This window comes from Chitinophaga solisilvae (assembly GCF_009928525.1).
Lineage (GTDB): Bacteria > Bacteroidota > Bacteroidia > Chitinophagales > Chitinophagaceae > Chitinophaga > Chitinophaga solisilvae.
Genome location: NZ_JAABOK010000015.1, coordinates 68,628 through 91,552 on the forward strand (window position 1 = coordinate 68,628; position 22,925 = coordinate 91,552).

Consider the following 22,925-nt stretch of genomic DNA (forward strand, 5'->3'; position numbering starts at 1 on the left):
ATCATACACCAGCCCGCATTTATGAAGCACGTAAAAATGCTGTAACTGTTATCTGCACATTGCTCCTGCAGATAGTAGCCTGCTATTGCCTGCTCTTTAACTGCCGGCGCCAGTGAACAACATCCTGCAAAACAGGTAAGGGAACCGTATGTCCGTTATTTTTTAATAAATCCATATTAGTCATCAATAATCATTGCCAACATGTCATTTAAAATCCTGGGTATTAATGCCGCATACCATGAATCAGCGGCCTCTTTACTGGTAGACGGACAACTCATTGCTTCCATAGAGGAAGAAAGACTGAACCGTGTTAAACATGCCAAGCCGGCACGGATAGACAATCCGGATGAATTACCTCTTGGCGCCATCATGGAGTGCCTGCGTATGGCAGATCTCTCCCTGGCCGACATCGATATTGTGGCTTATTCGTTTGATCCCAAACGCAGAACCGCGCACCATGCCAACATGGAAGATCCCACTACGCCAGGCGACTGGGGTACGCCGGCAGGCGAATACCTTTTCTGCAGCCAGCTGCTGTCTGTCCCTGAAAAGTTCAGGAGGCTGGGCTTCAGAGGCCAGTTTCACTGGGTAGAACATGCCAGGGCGCATGCTGCCTCCGCTTTCTATCCCGCTCCTTTCGAAGAAGCCGCCATCCTCTCCGTTGACGGCATCGGCGAAATCGAATCTGTACTGATGGCCTACGGTAAAAAGGATATGATTACACCGGTGAAGCAAATCGTATATCCGAATTCGTTAGGTTTCCTCTGGGAAAAATTTGCCAAATACCTGGGCCACTCAGAATACGACGCCTGCAAAATCATGAGCCTGGCCTCTTTCGGCAATCCTGCTACTTATGAAAAACAGTTTCAGTCTTTCATACAGACAGGCAAAGACGGCTTCGAAATAGATCCTTTACTGATATGCTTCCGCGTGGAAGATTATGCTCCGCTGGAAAACCTGTTCGGCGTACCCAGAAGGAAAGCCACCGAAGCGCTCCGGCAGGAACATATGGATATAGCTGCAGGCCTGCAACAGATTACCACCACCATCCTGCTGGCACTGACGCGTCATATACACGAGGTAACCGGTTCCTCCAATCTTTGCCTGGCAGGCGGTGTAGCGCTCAATTGTGTAGCCAACAAAATACTCTTTGAAGAAGGCCCTTTTGAACACATCTACATACAACCCGCTGCCAACGATGCCGGCACTTCCCTCGGCGCCGCCCTGTACACCTACTATAATATCTACGGCGGCGAACATTACCGGCCTTTTGAACTGAAACACACCTACCTCGGACCAGGCTATACGGATGAAGAAATCATATATACCCTGAAAGGACTAGATGTGAACTACGAACAGGTGAACGATATCGAAAAAACGGTAGCCGCACTTATCAGCGAAGGCAACGTAGTAGGCTGGTTCCAGGGCAGAATGGAGTTTGGACCGCGCGCACTCGGCAACCGCAGCTTACTCGCTGATCCCAGAAATCCGGAGATGATAAAAAGAATGAACCGCCTCGTGAAACACCGCGAAGATCACCGCCCGTTCTGCCCCAGTGTGCTGGAAGAAGATGCAACATCCTGGTTCGAAATCCGCAAAGACGCCATTGCGTCCAGGTTCATGCTCATGGCCTATCCTGTCAACCCCTCCCGGCAGGACCAGATCCCGGCCGTTGTGCATGTTGACGGTACCTGCCGCATTCAACAGGTGCAATCCGCCACCAATCCAAAATACCACCGCCTCATCAGCGAATTCAAAGCCATCACCGGCGTACCCGTACTGCTCAACACGTCCTTCAACGACCGTGAACCTATTGTGTGCACACCAGAAGATGCAATCAGAACATTCCTGAAAACAAAAATCGATTACCTCGCCATCGGGAACTTCCTGTTGAGAAAAACCGATAACCTGACAGCAGGGAATAAGAAGGAAGCGGTTGCCGCCTACGCCTGAGAGCAGGCATGGTAAATACCAGTAAACATGTTGAATTACGAATTACGAATTATGAATTGCGAATGTTGAGCGAAGACAGGAGCGAAAATGCGAACGCTTCATTCGCTGCTGTCTTCGCTCAACATTCGCAATTCATAATTCGTAATTCGTAATTCTAAAAATTATTAATTATCATCCATGAGTATCCAACAATGTCCTGTAACAGGAAAAAAGCAGGTTTCCGTCGATCTTTTTGATCCTGCATTTGTAAGTAATCCGTATCCCGTTTATGCCAGTCTTCGTAAAGATGCGCCGGTACATCGCATCACGCTGGAAAACGGTTATCCGATATGGCTGGTTACCCGCTATGACGATGTAATGGCTATCCTGAAAGATAACCGCATCACTAAAGTGCCGGGTAAGGCGCAGACCAGCGAAGGCGAACTGCCTGCGCTGCCGTTCGATAATATAGACGCGATGTCTATGCTGAGCAAACATATGCTCATGATGGATCCGCCCGATCATACGCGTATACGCACGCTGGTACATAAAGCATTTACACCGCGCCATACCGAACAGCTCCGGCCGCGTATACAGCAGATAGCCGACGAGCTGATAGACAAGGTAGCCGCCAATGGAAAAATGGATCTGATAGATGATTTCGCCTTTCCGTTACCATTTACCGTGATTGCAGAACTGCTGGGTATTCCGGCAGATGACCATGAGATGTTCCGTAAATGGTCCAACCTGCTCACAGACGGATATACCACGGAAGAAAACCTGCCGCTGGTACAGGAAGCCACACATGGGTTTGTAGATTATCTGCAGGGTATATTTTCACTGCGCCGGAAGCATCCCGGCAATGACCTTATCAGCTCGCTGGTAGCGGTGGAAGAAGCCGGCGACCGCCTGTCTGAACAGGAACTGCTCTCCATGGTTTTCCTGCTGCTGCTGGCAGGCCATGAAACTACCGTTAACCTCATTGGCAATGGTATGCTTGCCCTGCTGCAGCATCCGGAGCAACTGGCATTACTGCAACGCACACCTGCCCTCATTGAGGATGCCGTGGAGGAAATGCTGCGCTACGACGCCTCTGTGGCTACTTCTACCGTGCGCTTTGCACTGGAAGATATCCCTATCGGCGATGTGGTCATACCAAAAGGAGAAGAAGTATTACTGATGACCGGCTCCGCCAACCGCGATGAGAACAGGTTCTCACAGCCGGATACTTTTGATATAACGCGTACGGATAATCGTCATATTTCCTTCGGGCACGGCATACATTTCTGTCTGGGTGCACCACTGGCACGACTGGAAGGCGCTATTGCCGTAGGTACCCTGCTACGCCGCCTGCCCGCCATCCGGCTGGCAGCTCCGCCGGAATCCCTGACCCACCGGCCCAGTATGCTGGTCCGCGGATTACATCACCTGCCGGTAGTTTTTTAAATCATCTCCCTTCCTTTCTCCGGCCCTGCCTGGCATCCTCCCAGGGGGCCGGAGAAAAGAAGCCAACCAACAATATCATCACATGACACATCAGGTTTCATCAGAAAGGCTATCTCTGACACCAGCCCAGCTGGATATTTACTTGCACCAGCAACGCTACCCTGCCGCGCCGTTCTACATAATAGGCGGCTATTACCAGTTAAAGGGCCGTCTGGATCATTCCCTGCTGGAAAAGGTAATACTTGATATTATAAACCATGAACCGGCTTTCCGTACCCGGATAGATAGCAGTGAAAATACGCCTGTACAATATCAGGCAGCAGCCCTGGAAACAGCCATACCCTACAAAGATTTCAGCGAAGCCCCCGAACCGTTGTCCGCTGCCTTGTCCTGGTTAAAAAATGACTTTGGCATTCCCTTCTCCCTGGAAGGTAAATTATATACCATCATGGTAGTAAAATTAGCTGCAGATGATTGCCTTGTATACATTAAAACACATCACCTCATTATGGACGGCTGGGGTTTCTCCCTCTTCATCCGGCGGCTGGCAGCGGCCTATGAAGGCACTGCTCCGGCTACGTCTGCCTTTCATTTCCATGATGCCGTCAGGGAAATCAATACCCCCCAGGATGCTACCGTACTCCGGCAGCAGCAGGAATACTGGCAGCAGAAATTCAGCGTGCTGCCCGCTCCGCTTCTCAGTCCCTTCCAGGATGCAGCGACGGTCAGCAGCAAACGTTATCAGCTGGAAGTACCCTATGCGCAATATCAGCAGCTGGTGCAACTGGCTACAGACAATAAAGCCAGCGTATTTCACGTGCTGCTGGGGTTATTGTACGTATACTTCACCCGCGCCTTCCAGGCCGATGAACTGGTGATTGGTCTGCCGGTGCACAACCGTACCAACGCCCGTTTCAAAAAAGTACTGGGATTGTTTGTCAGCACTACCCCCGCCCGCTTTTCCTTTGGCACGGATCTTACCTTCACGGAATTACTGCATAGCATTAAACAGCATCAGAAGCAGGATCACCGCTACCAGGGGTATGCCCTGGGGCAGATACACCGCGACCTGCAATTGTTCTCCAAAGGACGGGAACAGCTGTTTGACATTTCCTTCTCCTATGAAAAATTCGATTATGATATCACCGCTGCAGGTATCGATAAAATTATTCCTGTCACCTTCACCCATGAACATGATACCCAGCCTTTCAACATTTTTGTAAGAGAATACCAGCAGGGAGAACCTGTATTGTTTGACATACAACTCCATCAAAGTTACTTTACAGCTGCCGCCGGCGAGATGACAACCGCCCGCCTCGCGCACCTGATCCAATATATTCCGCTGCATACGGAAACGCCTATACGTCAGCTGAACTGGCTGCCACTGGCAGAACAACAGCTGCTGCAGCAAATCAACGAACAACCGGTTACCGTTCCGGCAGTTTTTTCCACCTTTATGACAGCGATACAGGCCACCGCCCATCGCTGTGCCGGCAAAACAGCCGTTATTGCCGGCGGAGCTGCTCTGACCTATGCACAGCTGCAGGAGCAGTCGGACCGGTTAGCCCATCAGCTGCTGCAGCTGGGAGCAGGCAGGGATATCCCTGTTGCTGTATGCATGGACCGCAGCGCCGCCATGCTGGTAAGTCTGCTGGCCATATGGAAGGCAGGCAGCCCCTACGTTCCACTTGATCCGGAATATCCGGAGGAAAGGATTACCACCATCATTGACAATGCGGAATGCCTGCTGGTAATTACCGAAAATCATTACCGCCCTAAATTTGCGCAGGCTGCGCTGCAGGTATTTTCCTATGACGAAATAAGTAATGCCGCACCTGTTACCGGTGAGCTGGCAACACCGGCTGCCGGCGACCTGGCGTACATCATCTACACCTCAGGATCTACCGGCACTCCCAAGGGTGTCGCTATTACCCATGGCAGTGTCATCAATTTCCTGGAGGCGATGGCTTCCAGGCCGGGACTAACGGAAACGGATATACTGCTGGCCGTTACCACCGTCAGCTTTGACATTCACGTACTGGAACTTTACCTTCCCCTGCTTACAGGCGGCACGGTAGTCATAGCTGCATCCGGCGAAACCAGAGACGCCTTCCGGTTGCAGGAGCTTATCACCACGCACGGAGTAACCACCATGCAGGCCACTCCCGCCACCTGGAAAATGATGTTCCTCGCCGGCTGGCAGCCAGCCGGTTGCTTCAGGGCGCTCTGCGGAGGGGAAGCACTCCCCCTCTCCCTGCTGCAGTCCTTCCGGCAATACCCGGAGCTGGAATTATGGAATATGTACGGCCCCACCGAAGCAACCGTATGGGCATCAACAGAAAGAATAACACCCGCACAGAAAGATGTTTCCATCGGCACGCCTATACGTAATACCACTTTTCATATACTGGACAGATTTGGCTACCCCAGCGGTTTTGAATTACCCGGCGAATTATACATCGGCGGCAGCTGCCTCGCCAGAGGGTATCATCATCTTCCTGAAAAAACAGCAGAAAGTTTTCTTTCATTGCCCCTGTTAACCGGCCTTACGCCGCTGTATAAAACCGGCGATAACGTAGCGTTGGGCACAGACCTGCGGCTGCGTTTCCAGAGCCGTACAGACGATCAGGTGAAGATCAGGGGATTCAGAATTGAACAGGGAGAGATAGAGGCCGCTGTCATTTTACATCCGGAGGTACAGGACTGCGCCGTAAAGGTATGGCAGAACACGCAGGGCGAAAATTACCTGGCCGCCTATTATGTGACCACGCCCGGCGCCGCTGCAACACCCGAAACGCTGACCGCACACCTCGCCGGGAAGCTGCCCGGATACATGATTCCGGCCGTATGGCAACAGTTGAACGCATTACCGCTGACCCCCAACGGTAAAGTAGATAAAAAGGCGCTTCCCCGTCCGGAGGCAATGCAGGCAACACAGCAGTACATAGCGCCGGAAACAGCTACCGCCATACAGCTGGCCGCTATCTGGGCAACACTCTTCAACCGCACCGCCATCAGCATAACAGATGATTATTTTATGCTGGGCGGAAATTCCATCACCAACATACAACTGGTGAATATGGCCCGCGCTGCCGGGCTGCCACTGGAAACATCCGATATATTCACCATGCCCACCATCCGGGAGCTGGAAGCAGCACTGGATGCCAGAGCGCTTACCGCCACCTTTGATACAGATATTCCGCCCGCGCCGGTAGCTGCCGCCTATCCGGCTACTCCGGCACAGAAAAGGCTTTTTATATTACAGCAGCTGGAAGGCGTAGCTACCACCTATAATATGGCCGGCGCTTTCCTGTTACAGGGGCAGGCAGATATTACCCGCTTACAACAGGCCTTCAGCCAGCTAATCAACAGGCATGAATCCCTGAGAACATCATTCCTACTGGAGAACGGAGAAGTTTATCAGCATGTAAAAGATAACATCGGCTTCCACATAGAGATCATCCATCTGCCTGCCGGAGAAACAGATCTTCATCAGGCATTTGCTGCCTGTGCCACTGCCTTTGTGCGGCCTTTTGACCTGTCATGCGCGCCGCTGCTGCGCTGCGGGCTGGCGCCGTTTACACCAGATAAAAGCCTGCTCGTAATAGATATGCATCATATCATTTCTGACGGGCTTTCAGCAGATATTTTCCTGCAGGAACTGTTACGCCTGTACGAAAATGATACCCTGCCCCCGTTACCGCTGCAGTATAAGGATTATGCCGTATGGCAACAGAAAGGTGTACAGCAGGCCCGCTCCGGGAAAGAAGCCACCTGGTGGCTGCAGCAGTTTGAAGGAGATATCCCCGTGCTGCAATTGCCAACCGACTTTAAAAGACCAGCCGTGCAGTCTTTTGAAGGGGCAGATTATTACTGCACTATCGATGCTGCTACCACACAACGTATCAGGCAACTGGCGACCGACAGAAAGGCAACGCTGTATATGGTTTTGCTGGCCGCGTGGAATATGCTGCTGGCAAAATACAGCGGACAGGAAGATATTGTAACCGGTTCTCCCGTTGCCGGCAGACCACATACCGCACTTCAGCAGCTGATCGGTATGTTTGTGCATACCCTTCCGTTGAGGTGTTATCCGCAGCAAAACAAAACCTTCCCGGCCTTCCTGGCCGAAGTAAAACAGCTGGTGATACAGGCCTTCGGTTACACGGCATTTCCGATGGAAGCGCTGACGGAACAACTCAACATTCCCAGGGATATCAGCCGTAATCCGTTGTTCGATGTGATGTTTGTACTGCAGCCGCAGCCGCTCCCGGTTATCAGCGGCAGCGATTTCAGTCTGCAGCCACTCCCGGCAGCCCACCACACAGCAAAATTTGACCTTACGCTGGAAGCTACTGAAAGCGGAGACGAAATCAGGCTGCGCTTTGAATATGGCGTCCGTCTTTTCAAACCAGCCACCATCCAGCGGATGGCCGGTCACTTCCTCCGCCTGCTACATATCATCACCACGCAGCCCGATATTTTAATCAGCGCAGTGGATATTACCTCGGAAGAAGAAAAAAGAAAGCTGCTCTGTACTTACAATGACACACAAAAGGATTTTCCGGCACAGCAAACCCTCTCGCAGATTTTTGCAGCGCAGGCCGTAAAAACGCCGGACCATACCGCAGTAGCCTTTGCAGATCAACGGCTTTCCTACGCAGCATTAGACCGGCGTGCCAGCCAGCTGGCAAAAGTGTTGCAGGCAAAAGGTGTACAGCGCGGCAGCATCGTAGCCATGCTTACAGACCGCTCCCTGGAAATGCCCACCGGCATACTGGCCATATTAAAGGCAGGCGGCGCGTATCTGCCTGTCAGCCCCGAGTATCCGGCGGACCGCATTCAATATATGCTGGAAGACAGCGGTGCAGGCATACTCCTTACACAAACCGCACATCTTCCTAAAATACAATTCAATGGCAGCTGCATCAACCTGGACGATCCGGCACTTTACGAGGGAGATGCTGCTCACACAGATGCCGCCACAGCCACCGATCCGGCATATGTGATATATACCTCCGGCTCTACCGGCAAGCCCAAAGGAGCCATGATTTCACACCGCTCCGCCGTAAACCGTATCCATTGGATGCAGCGGCAGTATCCGCTCACCCCGCAGGATGTGATACTGCAAAAAACGCCTTATACATTTGACGTTTCCGTATGGGAGCTGTTCTGGTGGTCATTTGCTGGCGCGTCAGTATTTTTCCTGGAGCCGGAAGGCGAAAAGGATCCGCAGGCGATCATGGACACCATCGTGCAGCAGCAGATTACGGTGATGCACTTTGTACCCTCCATGCTGAATGTATCGCTGGAATACCTGCAGGCCCATGCAGGCCGCTGGGACCTCTCTTCTCTCCGCCGTGTATTTGCCAGCGGGGAAGCCCTGCAGGTAAAACAGGTGACCGCATTTCATGAACTGCTGTATAACGTATACGGCACTACGCTTCATAACCTGTACGGACCTACGGAGGCCGCCGTGGATGTATCCTGGTTCGACTGTCATCCGGGTACCATTACTGATACCGTTCCTATCGGGAAGCCTATTGACAATATCCGGCTGTATATACTGGACAGTCAGCAGCAGCTGCAGCCCGAAGGCGTAGCCGGCGAGTTATATATTTCCGGTGTGGGGGTAGGCATCGGCTACCTGAACCGGCCGGATCTTACCAGAGAAAAATTCCTGCCGGACCCGTTCTTTCCCGGAGAAAGAATGTACCGCACCGGCGACCTGGCGCGCTGGATGGCAGATGGTAACATCGAATATATAGGGCGTGCAGATCACCAGGTGAAGATCAGAGGTTTCCGTATAGAGCCGGGCGAAATTGAACAGCGCCTGCTGCAACATCCGTGGGTGAAGGAAGTGCTGGTACTGGCCAAAGAAAACAGCCGCCGCGAAAAATATCTCTGCGCCTACCTTACCGCTACGCAGGCTGTTACCAGCGAAATATTGCAGGAACATATCCTGCAGGAACTGCCGGAATACATGGTGCCCGCACATTTCATCCTGCTGGATAAAATGCCGCTGTCACCCAACGGCAAGGCAGACCGTAAAGCATTGCCGGAACCGGACCTCTCCCATGCGGATAACTCCGTACCATATGAAGCGCCGCAATCTGCCGCAGAAAAACTGCTGGTAAACATATGGGAAGAAGTGCTGCACATAACCCCCATCAGTACCGGTGACTCCTTCTTCAGGCTGGGCGGCGATTCCATCAAAGCAATACAGGTGGCGGCCAAAGTGGCGCAACAGGGAATGCATATCTCCATCAGGGATATATTCAGGTATCCTGCAGTCAGACAACTGGCACTGCACATGCATACGGCAGTAACGCCGGCGGCGCCGCCCACCGTAGCCATACCGATAGCTGATTTTCCGGCAGATGCTGCCCTGCGCCAGGCCATAGATCCGGCATTCAGCATCCGCGCCGCCTACCCGCTGTCTCCCATGCAGGCGGGTATGCTGTTCCACGCCATGACAGATGAAACATCCAATGCCTATCTCGACCAGGTAGTATTTGATTTCGATACTTTGCTGGACAGTGCTTTACTGGAGAAAAGTTTCAACATACTCATTCAGCAACATGATATACTGCGTACCGTATTTGCCACAAAAGGATTGCAGACACCCCGGCAGGTGGTGCTGAAAGAACGTTACCAGCAGATACAGTACAGCGACATATCGCATCTCAGCTTACCCGATCAGCAGGTATGGCTGGAGCAATACCGGCAGGCAGACTGGCAGCAGGGCTATCAGCTGAGCCACGGGCCCTTGCAGCAGCTGTATCTGGTGAAAACCGGTCCTCACTCCTGCCGGGTCATGTTCAGCTTTCATCACATCATCCTGGACGGATGGAGTTTCTCCCTGCTCATGAGCAGTTTGCTGCGCACATATATAACAGTGGCCGCAGGGAAATGTATCCTGGCAGCGCCGGCGCCGCAATTCAGCAGCTACATCAACTGGATCAGCGCACAGGATACGGCAGCAGCCACCGCTTTCTGGGAAACATATCTCGGTGGTTTCAGTACCAAAACATCTCCTGCGCAACACAGGCATACAGGTGCTGCCTACCAGGTGACGGAAGATATTTTCGTACTGCCGGATACGTTATACGCCGGCATTCAGCAGGTAGCCGCACAACATGCCATCACCGTCAATACCGTACTGCAGACGGTATGGGGCATCTTGCTGCAACGGCACAACAACACCGGCGATGTAGTGTTCGGCACTGTTACTTCCGGCCGCCCCCCGCAAATAAAAGATATTGCCAACGTAGCCGGACTGCTGATTAATACCATCCCCGTAAGAGTGAAGTGCACCGGAGATATTTCTTTCGCCGAACTGGCCGGAGAAGTACAGCTCACTGCATTGACGGCAGACAGCTACAGCTATCTGCCACTGGCGGATATACAGCAGTTAAGTGAATTGAAAAATGAACTGATAGATCATATACTGGTATTTGAAAATTTCCCGGTAGACAGTAATCTGCTACAGCAGCAACACGGTGAAGGCGCGTTGCTGAAAATCAGCCGCGTGAAATTTTATGAACAGACTCATTATGATCTGAATGTCATTATAGTGCCGCAGGATAACCTGACCATCCGGTTTAACTATAACAGCACCGTATTTAACCAGGAACAGATCCGGCAGATCATGCAGCAGCTGGAGACTGCACTCACTGCCATTACCGGCAATGCAGCCATACCTGTTAAACATATTCCGCTGCTCTCCGCAGCTGATACAGCACAGCTGGCCGTCTTCCATGACACCGCGTTTCCGCTGCCGCACCTCCAGACCATTCATCAGCTCTTTGCCTCCCGCGCTGCGCAGGCGCCGGAAGCTACCGCCATTGTACATGAAGGGACCGGCATCTCATATGCAGCATTGAATGAACAGGCCAACAGCATAGCCGCCTGGTTATATGGCCATGGTATCCGGAAAGAAGACCGGGTAGCCATTGTTGCCAGCCGCTCCATCCCTATGATAGCAGGCATACTGGGCGCATTAAAGGCTGGAGCCGCCATCGTACCGGTTGATCCGGCCTATCCGGAAGACAGGATCCATTATATGCTGGAAGACAGCGGCACAAAAATAGCGCTGACAGACGACGACTTCACGGCAACACTGCCTGTTACAGCGGTTACGTTCACAACTGCCCTGCAGGCCGCCGGTACGCTTCCCGACCTGCACCTCACAGCAGCCAATCTCCTGTACATCATTTATACTTCCGGCACTACCGGCAAGCCCAAAGGCGTAATGCTGGAACATGGCAACCTGGTAAATCTTATCGCCTGGCAGGAAAAGGAAAACATCGCAGATTTCTCCTGCAGCGTGTTGCAGTTTACCACCCTGTGCTTTGACGTGTGTTACCAGGAAATATTCAGCACCTTGCTCGCAGGCGGATGTTTATACATCATAGATGAAGAAAAGAAAAAAGAACCGGCATATCTGCTCTCCTTCATCAGGGATCATGCCATCAGCACCGTCTTTCTTCCTACCGCCTACCTCAAGTTTTTGTCCGGCCAGGAACTGTTTGTACAGCAGCTGCCCTCTTGCATAAAACATATTATCACCGCAGGCGAGCAGCTGGTAGTATCTCCGCTGCTGCAGGCATACATCCGCAGCACCGGCGTACAGCTGCACAATCATTACGGCCCTTCAGAAACGCATGTGGCCACCGCCTACATCCTGCAGCAGGAAGAACAGATGGAACTACCTCCTATCGGTCAACCCGTAGGTAATAACCGTATCTATATTTTTGACCAGTATGGTCATCAGCAGCCGGTAGGCATCTCCGGCGAAATTTATATTGCAGGCAGGAATGTGGGCAGGGGATATATCGGTAATCAGGCACTGACAGACAGCAGGTTTCTTCCCGATCCGTTTACAGCCGGAGAGCGGATGTACCGCACCGGCGACCTGGGATACCGGCTACCCGACGGCAATATTATCTACACCGGCAGAACAGACCATCAGGTAAAAATACGCGGCTACCGGGTAGAACCGGGAGAAATAGAAAGCAGGCTGTTAAATCATCCGCAGGTACAGCAGGCCGCTGTAATAGTCCATACCACCGCTCAGCAGGAAAAGTATCTCATCGCATACATAGCTGCAGACACGGCTTTATCTGCCGATACAGCCAAAGCATTTCTGGCAGCTACCCTGCCGGCATACATGGTACCGGCATATATCATGGTGCTTGACAAAATACCGCTTACCGTCAACGGTAAGACAGACCGCAAGGCGCTGCCATTACCGGAAAACGATATACAGCAGGCGCATGCCGCACTGTCTACCCCCACAGAAGTAAGGCTGGCTGCGATCTGGGGCAGCATACTGCACATCGCTCATCCGGAGCCGCTGCATGATTTCTTTGAAACCGGTGGTCACTCCCTCAAAGCCGCTTTGCTGGCCACTAACATTCAACGCGAATTCCAGGTGGATATCCCGCTGAAAGAAATATTCCGGCTGCGCCGTCTCCGGCAGCTGGCGGCCAGTATCGATACTGCCGCGAAAATGGCGCAGGAGCCCATTACAACGGTAGCGCCGCACACACACTATGCTTTATCTTCTGCCCAGAAAAGACTGTATATTCTCCAGCAGTTTGAAGACAGCAGCACCACCTATAATATTCCCTTCGTTGCCCGTGTAAACGGGAAGATAGATGCAGACCGGCTGGAACAGGCCCTGCATATGCTCATCCACCGGCATGAAGCATTCAGGACATCATTCACCCTCCTGGACGGAGAGCCTGTGCAGCAGATCTCCGCACAGGCAGATTTCCGCCTGCAACGCCGGACCATTACGGCCGATACCGCGGCAGCCTGTACCACCGCATTTATTCAGCCATTCGATACCGGCAGGGCCCCGCTCTTCCGTGCCGCCCTGCTGCAATACGAAACAACGGAATCACAACTACTGCTGCTGGATATACATCACATTATTGCAGATGGCGTAACACTGGAAATCCTGCTGCAGGAGCTGCTGGCATTGTATGACGGCGCAGCATTACCTGAACCGCTGCTTACCTATAAAGATTATGCCGCCTGGCAGCATACGCAGCGGGACAGTCCGGCACAACGCCGGCATAAAGATTACTGGCTGCAGCAATTCCATGCAGACAATGGCGGCATACCAACCCTGAGCCTGCAGACAGATTTTCCGCGCCCCGCAGTACAGCGCTTCGAAGGCGATGAAATATTCATTGAGCTGGACAACTCTCTGGTAGCGCAGCTGAAGCAAACTGCCATCAGGCACAACGCCACCGCTTTCATGATCACCTTCGCCGCCTACAATATCCTGCTCTCAAAATATGCCGGCCAGGAAGATATTGCAGCAGGCACCCCGGTAGCCGGCAGAACAAAAGCCGGTATTGACCATATCATCGGCTTGTTTGTAAATACGATCGTGTTACGCAATCAGGCAGCCGGAGAAATGTCTTTCACTGATTTCCTCCGGCAGGTAAAAGAGAACCTGCTCGATGGGGTAGCCCACCAGGACTATCAGTTTGAAGAACTGCTGGACAGTCTGCAGCTCAAAAGAGATCTCAGCAGAAACCCGCTCTTCGATACCATGTTCTCCTATCAGCATATCGGTGAGCTACAGTTGAAAACAACTGATTTTGAACTGCTGCCCTATGAGCAGCGGGCAGACAACGCCAAGTTCGACCTGGCCTTCAGCTTCAATGAACATGCCGGCAAAAGCAGACTGGTCATCAATTACAGCACCTGCTTATTCAAACCTGAAACCATCCGGCGGATGGGTGAACATTATCAGCATATTCTCAGGTGCGTACTGGAACAGCCGGATGTACTCCTGAAAAATATCCCGCTGGCAACACCGGCAGAAATAGCGGAGATCAGCGCATGCTTTAATAATACCGCCATGGATTATCCGCGGCAGCAGACCATACATCAGTGTTTTGAGCAGATAGCCGCACAGCAGCCCGACGCCGTTGCCATCGTGAGCCATGGCGCCACCGTTACCTACAGGCAGCTGAATGAACAAGCCAACCGGCTGGCGGGTATCCTGCGGGAAAAAGGCGCTGGTCCCGATCACATCATCGGGTTGATGATGGAAAGGTCTGCCGGCATGATTATAACGCTCATGGCTATACTGAAATCCGGCGCCGCTTATCTGCCGCTGGTTCCGGAGCTGCCGGATGACCGCCTGCTGGCTATGCTTACGGACGCAGGTGTAAACCTGGTGCTGACAACCACAGCAGCCTCAGAAGGACATGATACCAGCTATCTCGCCGGCAACGGCGCAAGGACATTCCTGCTCCCGGAATCCATGACAGAGATACTTCAGCGGCAAAGTCCGGATAACACGGGCATAGCTGTTTCATCGCCGCACCACCTGGCCTATGTTATTTATACCTCCGGCTCCACCGGTATGCCCAAAGGTGTGATGATTGAGCATAAAGGCGTCGTTAACCTCGCCACCTGGTTTAACCGGCAACATGACCTGCAAACTAACCGGCGGGTATTACAGATGACCGGCATCGGCTTTGATGTTTCCGTAGAAGAAATCATCGTACCGCTGCTCAGTGGCGCAGGTGTCTACATCATACCCACTGAAGATAAAATGGATAAGGCCAGGTTCACCGCATTTATTAAAGCGCATCAGATAAATGTCGCGGAGATAGTGCCCACCCTCCTGCAGGATTATATCGTAGACAACGAACCGCTGGAAAGCCTGCGGGTTATCATCACAGGGGCAGAAAAACTGGACGAAACGCTGAAAGACAGCGTACTGGATAAAGGATACACGCTGTATAACATCTACGGACCTACGGAGACAACCGTTAATGCTACTGCCAAAAAATGCTGCAAGGGAGATGATACCATCGGTACGCCCATGGCCAATACCAGTATCTATATCCTGGACAGGTGGAATCAGCTGATGCCTGCAGGCATACCGGGAGAACTGTGTGTAGCCGGAGACGCACTGGCCAGAGGCTATCTCAACAGCCCGGAACTGAACAGTCAGAAATTTACTGCTCACCCGTTTCTGCCGGGAGAAAAAATATACCGTACCGGAGATCTCGCCTGCTGGACTGCTGAAGGGGAGATTAAATTCCTGGGCAGAATAGATCAGCAGATAAAAATAAGAGGATATCGCATAGAACCCGGAGAAATAGCTGTAGTCATGAGCCGGCTGCCGCATATGAAAGATACCTGTGTGATCGCAAGAACAGACCAGCAGGGAGAGAAATATCTATGCGCCTATTATACCGCCGCACAACCATACACCGCGGCAGGATTGAGAAGCCTGCTGGCGGCGCAGCTGCCGGACTACATGATCCCGTCGTATTTCATTCAGCTTCCTGCCATGCCGGTTACGCCCAACGGCAAAACCGACACGAAAGCACTGCCCGAACCTGACAGAACCCTGCACAGCAGCACTCCTTATGCAGCGCCTTCAGGAACCACCGAAACGCAGCTGGTAGCCATCTGGCAGGAAGTACTGGGCACAGACAACATCGGCGTCATGGATAATTTCTTTGAAATCGGCGGCCATTCCCTGAAAGCCGTAGCTGTAGCCGGCCGCATTAATCAGTATTTTAATACACAGGTTGTACTCACGGATCTGTTCAGGGCGCAGACCATCCGGGCGCTGAGCTCACTGATTGAAGACAGGCAGGCCGGTACTGCCACGCAGCACATAACCCTGCTCTCTCCTGAAAGAGAACAACACCTGTTCCTCTTCCCTCCCGCTATGGGACAGGGACTGGCGTACAGCAGGCTTTCTCCGGCGGTCACCTCGCATTCGCTTTACAGCTTTAATTACATTCATGATGATGACCGGATCAACATATACACCACACTCATCGAACAGGTACAGCCACAGGGGCCTTACCTCCTGCTGGGATATTCTGCCGGCGGCAACCTGGCATTTGAAGTAGCCAAAGCGCTGATCAAAAAAGGACATACCGTATCCGATATCATCATGATTGATGTGATCCGCAGGGTAGAAAAAATGGGAAGCCTGGGTGAAAGCAAGGCTACCATTAAAGCCTCTCTGCTCGATGCCCTCTCTCAGAACCACCTCGCCAGCGATAATGAAACATATATAGATAAGCTGGTAGAAGACACCTACCTTTTTACTGCTTATGTAGATGAACTCATTAACGAAGGCACTGTTTCTTCCAATGTCCATCTCATCAAGGCTGCAGAAGAAAAAGAATACCACTGGGAAGATGCCGTTACCGGCACTCTTACGGTTCACCAGGGCAAAGGCGAACACATTGCCATGCTGGGCCCGGAGGAGAACCTGGTGTATAATGCGGGGATTATAGCAGACATTTTGGGGAAAATTTAAAAAAATTTTCAATTACGAATTGCGAATTACGAATTACGAATGAAGAGCGAAGATCAAAACGAAGATTTAAGGAGATAACTATTAGATATCTCTTTTAATCTTCGTTTTGATCTTCGCTCTTCATTCGCAATTCGTAATTCGTAATTCGTAATTAAAAATTCTCATTTTTTATCCGCTATCCCCTGTATATCCACCTTATGTTCCTCTTTAAAATAGCGGATAATAATATCGCATTTCTTTCTGATAAGGCCGTTTGGATCTTTTGCGGGAGATAAGAGTGTGGTAGCCAGTATACGGGATGGTGTGCTGAGGATGGTTTCCAGGTAAATTTCAAAATCTTCGTATTTGCCGGGTGCTGTGAATTGCTGGTTATTATCCATGCCGAGCAGGAGAAATCCGTACTGGTATTTGTCTGCATTCGTTATCCCTTTCCGGTTGTAGGGGCTCACTTCAAAGAATGCGGCGGGGGGAGTTATTTTGCCGGGAGTAAAGTCAGAGCTTCCAAAAAAAAGCGAATGAAGGAAAGTGATGTTGAGTGCTGTTTTCAGCAGCTGCCGTTGAGCGGAGGTCATGGTTGCGAAGGCGCTGTCGACATGTGGGATGATAATATAATCAAGCCCCGCCATGGGGTAGGTGATCCGTACAGTGGTAGTATCAAAGCCGTCGTCGGACCGGAACATTTGTCCTGCCAGCAGTATTTTGAATGGCAGAAATTTCCGGAGAAAGTCATCCGTATAAAAATCAAACCAGTAATTTTTCAGGAAGCTGACAGCGGCGGGCATGGAGCATGTATCAGCAGTTTTGCATAGCATGGCCTGCGGATAGAAACCGGTGATGCCGTATTTGAATTCCTTCTCTGTAAATCTGTACAGCACATAGGTATTGTACTGGTGATACCAGTTTACAATCTGCTGATCGAAGGCCGCATGGCCCTGTGGCAGCTGGTAGTAGGTATCTGCTTTTTTAGACGGGGGAGTGTTGTTGTCATTCTTTTTACAGGCCTGTAACAGGCCGATAAACAAGGTGCAGCAGGATAGTATTTTCAGTGAATGCATGCAGTAATTTTTTTCATCAGGGATTAGGTTCCAGCAACGGATTATTTATCAGTGCCATCTCTGGTATGGGCAGTACGTAGCGGTTGCTTTTTCCCGGCAGCTGGTAGGCCACTGGTTTTCTTTTCCCGTCGGTGTAATAAAAATGCGTGATGGCCGGCATTCCCAAGCGGCGGAGATCAAACCAGCGTTGCTCCTCGAAACACAGCTCCCGCCGGCGTTCCGCCAGGCATAACTGCAGCAGGTGCTGCGGATGATGGTAATATGCCGTTACGGTTTCGGGAACAAAGGTTTTGCTGGAGAAGCGGTACTGACGGAGGCGGTTGAGATCTTCCACTGCGCTTTGCAGCAGCGTTCCGTTTGCCTGCAGCATATACTTTCTGACAGATGCTTCTGCGCGGTTGAGATAGGCTTCCGGTAAGCGGAAAGATTTACCCAGGTGCGCCTTGTAATTTACTTTTGAAAATTCGCCGGTCGTTTCCCAGGCATTCAGGTACACTTCCGCGCGGAAGTCACCTTTTTCATAAGCTGCGTTCAGCGCGTCCGAAGCGCAATAGCGCGGAGTAGTGCTGAACCGCCCCAGTCCGAGCAAACTATATTCGTCTATACAACCATACAGAAAAAGTATTTCCTTGTTAGACGGATTGATGTAACATTCCTGCGATTTATCTGCCGGGTCCCGGTTGGATATGGAAGCCCAGAAGCGCATATTCTCCAGCTGGCTCCGTGCAGCCAGCAGCTTGTCATTATACAGGATAACCTTATCCCAGTCTTCCATATACAGGAAAATACGGCCGGCCAGCAGCCAGCCAGCATGTTTGTTCATCCGGAATACATTGTATTTTCCGTCTGTTTCTTCCAGCAGCAGGCACCCTCTGGTGATATCACTCACTACCTGGTTGTATACCTGCAATACGGTATTCCGGTGCAGGCTGGCATCTGCTACCTTGCCGGACAACACCAGCGGTACACCGGGTGTTTTAGCGGGTACATGAAGGGAATCGTTAAACGGCCATGCATACAGGTTTATCAGCATAAAATAGTAATAGGCCCGCAGTGCCAGCGCCTCTCCTTCCAGCTGGTCCTTCTCTGCCTGCCGGCCCTGTACCAGCTGCACATTATCCAGTACTACATTGCAGCCTTTGATGCGCTGATAGTATTTGCCGTAGGTATCGGGGTCATTATCGCCGTTCTGCCGCATTTCACTATACATTTTCTTACTCCAGGTAAATGCGGGACGCCCCTGTTTCCAGTTGCCGGAACCTTCATCAGGACCGATGCATTTGATATCATCATCCAGCAGGCTCATATAGGGATGAAATGACCGGCTGGCAACCGGATACCCTTCATACATCAGTATCTTCCGGAGATCAGCCACGGTAGAAGGCTTAAATTCATCCGGCGATGGCTGCTCCAGGAATTTGGTGCAGCTGCCGGAAAAAAGCAGCGCGGCCAACATGATGCAGCGGATATATCTGTCATGTTTTCTCATATCTTCCTTTATATTTTTTTGTATGGCAAAAATTTGCAGCAGGCTGTCAGTCCTACAACCGCAGGTTAATACTCAGCACATAACTCCGGTAACGGGGCAGTGCGGCTGTATTCTCTGTGGCTGACATACTTTGTATCTCAGGGTCCTGTCCTTTCAGTCTTTTATCCGTTATTACAAAAGCATTATTCACGCTGAGCGAAATCAGGGCGCTGGTGATTCCCTTCAGCCATCCGGCATTTTTATCTGCCAGCTGATATCCTACGGATATATGGTTACACCGCAGGTTGCCGGCATTTACGGCTACCAGGTCGCTGTAATTGTAGAGATCATAGCGGTATAATGAACGGCCATCCTTACTCAGGGAGAGATCTCCGAAATATTTACCGATAGAATATACTACGGGATAATACTCGAAAGAGTAGATGGAAGGGATGTTGGTCAGCTTTTCATCACCAGGTTGCTGCCATCGTCCGGTCAGGTCTTTGGCGATATTCCTGTCGGGGGCAGGCGGACGGCAATAACCGCCGGATCCGGCCTGCATCAGGGGATTGAGGCGCACCGTATATCCCAGCTGCACGCTGAAACTGGCAGACAATGAAAAGCGGCTGTAACGCCAGGTGGATTGCAGTCCGCCGGAAAACACAGGCTCACTGCTGCCACTATATACCAGGTAGTCTGCCGGGTTGCCATGCAGTAAACGCTCCGCATCCTTATCTGTATCCAGGTACCTGAATAATGGCTGCCCGTCTTTCGGAGAAAGGCCGGCATAAGGGAAAGACCACAGGCTGCCTACGGGCCTGCCGTTGACGATGCCATTGCCGTTGACCAGCGATACCAGCCGCGCATTGGAGCGTGTATTTAACACCTGGTTATTGTTTTTCCCTGCCATCAACTGTAGTTCCCAACCCAGCTTTTTAGTACCGGCATTGGTCCAGTATAAAGCCAGCTCCCATCCTTTATTATGTATTTCCCCACCGTTGATAAACGAATCCGAAACGCCGTATTCTTCCGGTACGCGTTGTTTCACGATGACATCGGCCGTTATCTTGTAGTAATAATCCCATGCTATCCGCAGCCGGTTACGGAAGAATGCCAGGTCGATGCCGGTGTTCACACTCCGCGTTCTTTCCCACCGGAGATCCGTATACGGCAGGTTCCTGATGCCCAGGTAATGCTGTCCGGTATAGGGATCAAAGGACGGATTTACATTGCCGGCCAGCAGGTAGGGAGAAATAGATTCCACGGTATTTCCCTGGTAGCCGAAAGAAGCCCGCAGCGCCAGGTTATCTGCCCAGGAAACTTTATCCAGCCACTTTTCCTGCTTTATATTCCAGCGGAGCCCTGCAGACCAGACCGGGTTAAAGCGGTGATGAGATCCTGCGGCAAATCTGTTGGAAGCATCTGTGCGGGTATTAAAACTGAAGATGTATTTCTGCCGGTATGCATAGGAAGCGCTCCCGTAAAAAGACAGAAAATTAAATACAGAGTTGACAGCAACGGGGCGGTTGCTGGTATCGCCGCCGGGTATGGCAGTACGCTGCGATTGGCCGCTGTAGCTATTTCTGCGCACCTCCATACCGGCCATAGCGCTGATGGTATGTTGCTGCCGCTTGCCGGTGGTATGATTAAAATGCAGCGTATTGCGCCAGGTGACACTCTTTTTATCGATATCGTCTGTATGGAGAATATACACATCCCTGCCGGCAGCAGCGTTATAATCGGCCTTACGGAGCAGCGCTGCTGCAAACGAGCGCTCATCCGCCCAGCGCCGGTTACCGGTAGCATCATACCCGAACGCATATACGGACTCCCAACGGAATTTACGCGCAAACCGTACGTCCAGGTCAGCGGCTACGTTGACAGACCTGGTAGTGCTGGTGTTACCGGAATGGGCCAGCTCCTGCAGAAAATTGAAATGCAGCAATGGTTTATCATACAGGAAATCTGCCGGTGCATATGCCGCTCCCATACTGGCGTAATAATGTTCTTCAGGCGCAAGCACCCGGTTGGTATTCAGCGCATATTCAAACGGGTTCAGGCCATCGAAAAAGCCTTTGGTACGATAGCTGGTACTGCTGAAATGAATGCCGGCATCGGCGAACTTCAGGAGTTTCATGTCTGCCTTGAAGAGCGTACTGATCCGGGTCATTTCATTACCCAGGGCATTCCCCTTTTCACCTGAGCGGCCTACCGAGCCGAAGTAGGTAATCCGGTCATTGCCGCCGCTCATACTTAAATAGGAGTTCACAGAAACCGCATGGCGGAACAGTACGTTGAACCAGTCTGTATTCTGCTGTTCCAGCCGGGCGGTTTCGCGGTTGAAGTCTTCCTGCCGTATTTCCTTGTTCAGCAGGCGGAAGAGCAGCCCTTCATAGCCTACACGCGGCAGTACATCATCCGGATAGATAATGCCCCTGTCAAAGATTTCTTTGGAGAGGGCTATTCGCTCCGTGGCATTCATCCGGTTCATATGCCTGTAATCCGGTTTATCCGTTACCGTTATATCTGTGCGGAAGTTGAGCTGCGGTGGTCCGGCCCTGCCTTTCCTGGTAGTGACAACAATCACCCCGTTGGCCGCCCTGGATCCGTAGATAGCAGTTGCGGCGGCATCTTTCAGTACTACCAGTTCTGCTATATCATCGGGGTTGAGGCCGGAGATGCAATTGCCGAATATGCTCAGGCCAGCCTGTACAGCAGCTCTGTCGGTGATGGTCATCAGCTCTGCCTGATTTTCTGTTTTATACGGATAGGGCGATTCCCTGACAATACCATCTACCACCCAGATAGGTTCCCGGTTGCCCAGCACGGTGGAAGTGCCGCGGATACGTATCCTGGGAGCGGCGCCTACGCCGCCGGAAGGGGTGATAACGCTGGCGCCGGGAATACGTCCCTGCAACACCTGATCTACCCTGTTAATACCGGGGATATGCAGGTTTTCCATTTTGGTTTTAAAAACGGCGCCTGTCATCTCCCATCCTTTTACCTGCTGATAGCCGGTAATGATCACTTCATTCATGGCCTGCATCGATGGTTTCAGCTGCAGGGGCAGCAGGGTATCCGAGGTGACCCGTATCCTCCTGCATTCGAAGCCCAGGCAGGAAAACAGCAGCGTGGCGCCCGGAGGCGCCTCCAGGTTATAGTTACCCTGTTCATCTGTCAGACTCCCTTTGCCGGTGTTCACATCCACTACGCTGACGCGGCTCAGCGGCTGATGATCTTCTCCGGTAATCATTCCTGATATGCGAACAGGGATTACGCCGGCGGCTATACGGTTATCAGGACGTGGGCGGAGGATGATGATATTTTTATCTACCAGGTATTCCCAGTTGTAGGGCGCCGTCATCTTATCCAGTACCATTGTTAAAGAAACCTGTTTCAGCTCCAGCGTCAGCGGCCCCGGCAGCCTGGCAGCGCCGCTGGTATAAAAGAACTGAAAGGCGGCCTGCTTTCGCAGGAGCTGTATCAGCTCATCGAAGGAAGCATTTTTCACGGTTACCGTTACCAGCGGAAATGTGGTGGCATGGCTCTCCTGCGCCCATACAAGGTGGCCGTTCGATAACCACAGGAACCATACAAATACGGCACGCAGCCATAACCTGCCCCATAACGGAACAGACATATGTTTACTGCCTGGGCTGTATGTCACTGTGATACCGGATTTCTTTCTGTATAACGGGTCAAC

Annotated in this window: 6 protein-coding genes; 3 read left to right on the forward strand and 3 right to left on the reverse strand. The window is 51.7% G+C overall.

Annotation, left to right across the window (positions count from 1 at the left end; genetic code table 11):
- Positions 1-201 precede the first annotated feature (201 nt).
- The 3 genes from GWG06_RS25170 (at position 202) to GWG06_RS25180 (ending at position 16,699) form a co-directional block, all read left to right on the forward strand.
- Entirely contained in the window at positions 202-1,953 is a 1,752-nt protein-coding gene (locus tag GWG06_RS25170) for a carbamoyltransferase family protein (protein WP_160716898.1), read from the forward strand.
- 177 nt (positions 1,954-2,130) lie between these two features.
- Positions 2,131-3,378, forward strand: a complete 1,248-nt coding sequence (locus GWG06_RS25175; protein WP_160716900.1) for a cytochrome P450 family protein — start codon at positions 2,131-2,133, stop codon at positions 3,376-3,378.
- A gap of 82 nt (positions 3,379-3,460) precedes the next feature.
- The gene (locus GWG06_RS25180; RefSeq protein WP_160716902.1) at positions 3,461-16,699 is read left to right on the forward strand and encodes a non-ribosomal peptide synthetase; all 13,239 of its coding nucleotides are present in this window, start codon (positions 3,461-3,463) and stop codon (positions 16,697-16,699) included.
- 161 nt (positions 16,700-16,860) lie between these two features.
- Here the strand turns inward: GWG06_RS25180 and GWG06_RS25185 are convergent, their stop codons facing one another.
- From GWG06_RS25185 to GWG06_RS25195, 3 genes are read right to left on the reverse strand one after another with little or no spacing between them, the layout of a single operon-like run.
- Positions 16,861-17,754 (reverse strand): hypothetical protein, encoded by an 894-nt coding sequence (locus tag GWG06_RS25185; RefSeq protein WP_160716904.1) that lies wholly within the window; start codon positions 17,752-17,754, stop codon positions 16,861-16,863.
- Between the two features lie 16 nt (positions 17,755-17,770).
- Complete coding sequence (locus GWG06_RS25190; RefSeq protein ID WP_160716906.1) at positions 17,771-19,243, reverse strand: RagB/SusD family nutrient uptake outer membrane protein; 1,473 nt, start codon at positions 19,241-19,243, stop codon at positions 17,771-17,773.
- 52 nt (positions 19,244-19,295) lie between these two features.
- The gene (locus GWG06_RS25195; RefSeq protein WP_160716908.1) at positions 19,296-22,889 is read right to left on the reverse strand and encodes a SusC/RagA family TonB-linked outer membrane protein; all 3,594 of its coding nucleotides are present in this window, start codon (positions 22,887-22,889) and stop codon (positions 19,296-19,298) included.
- Positions 22,890-22,925: the final 36 nt, after the last annotated feature.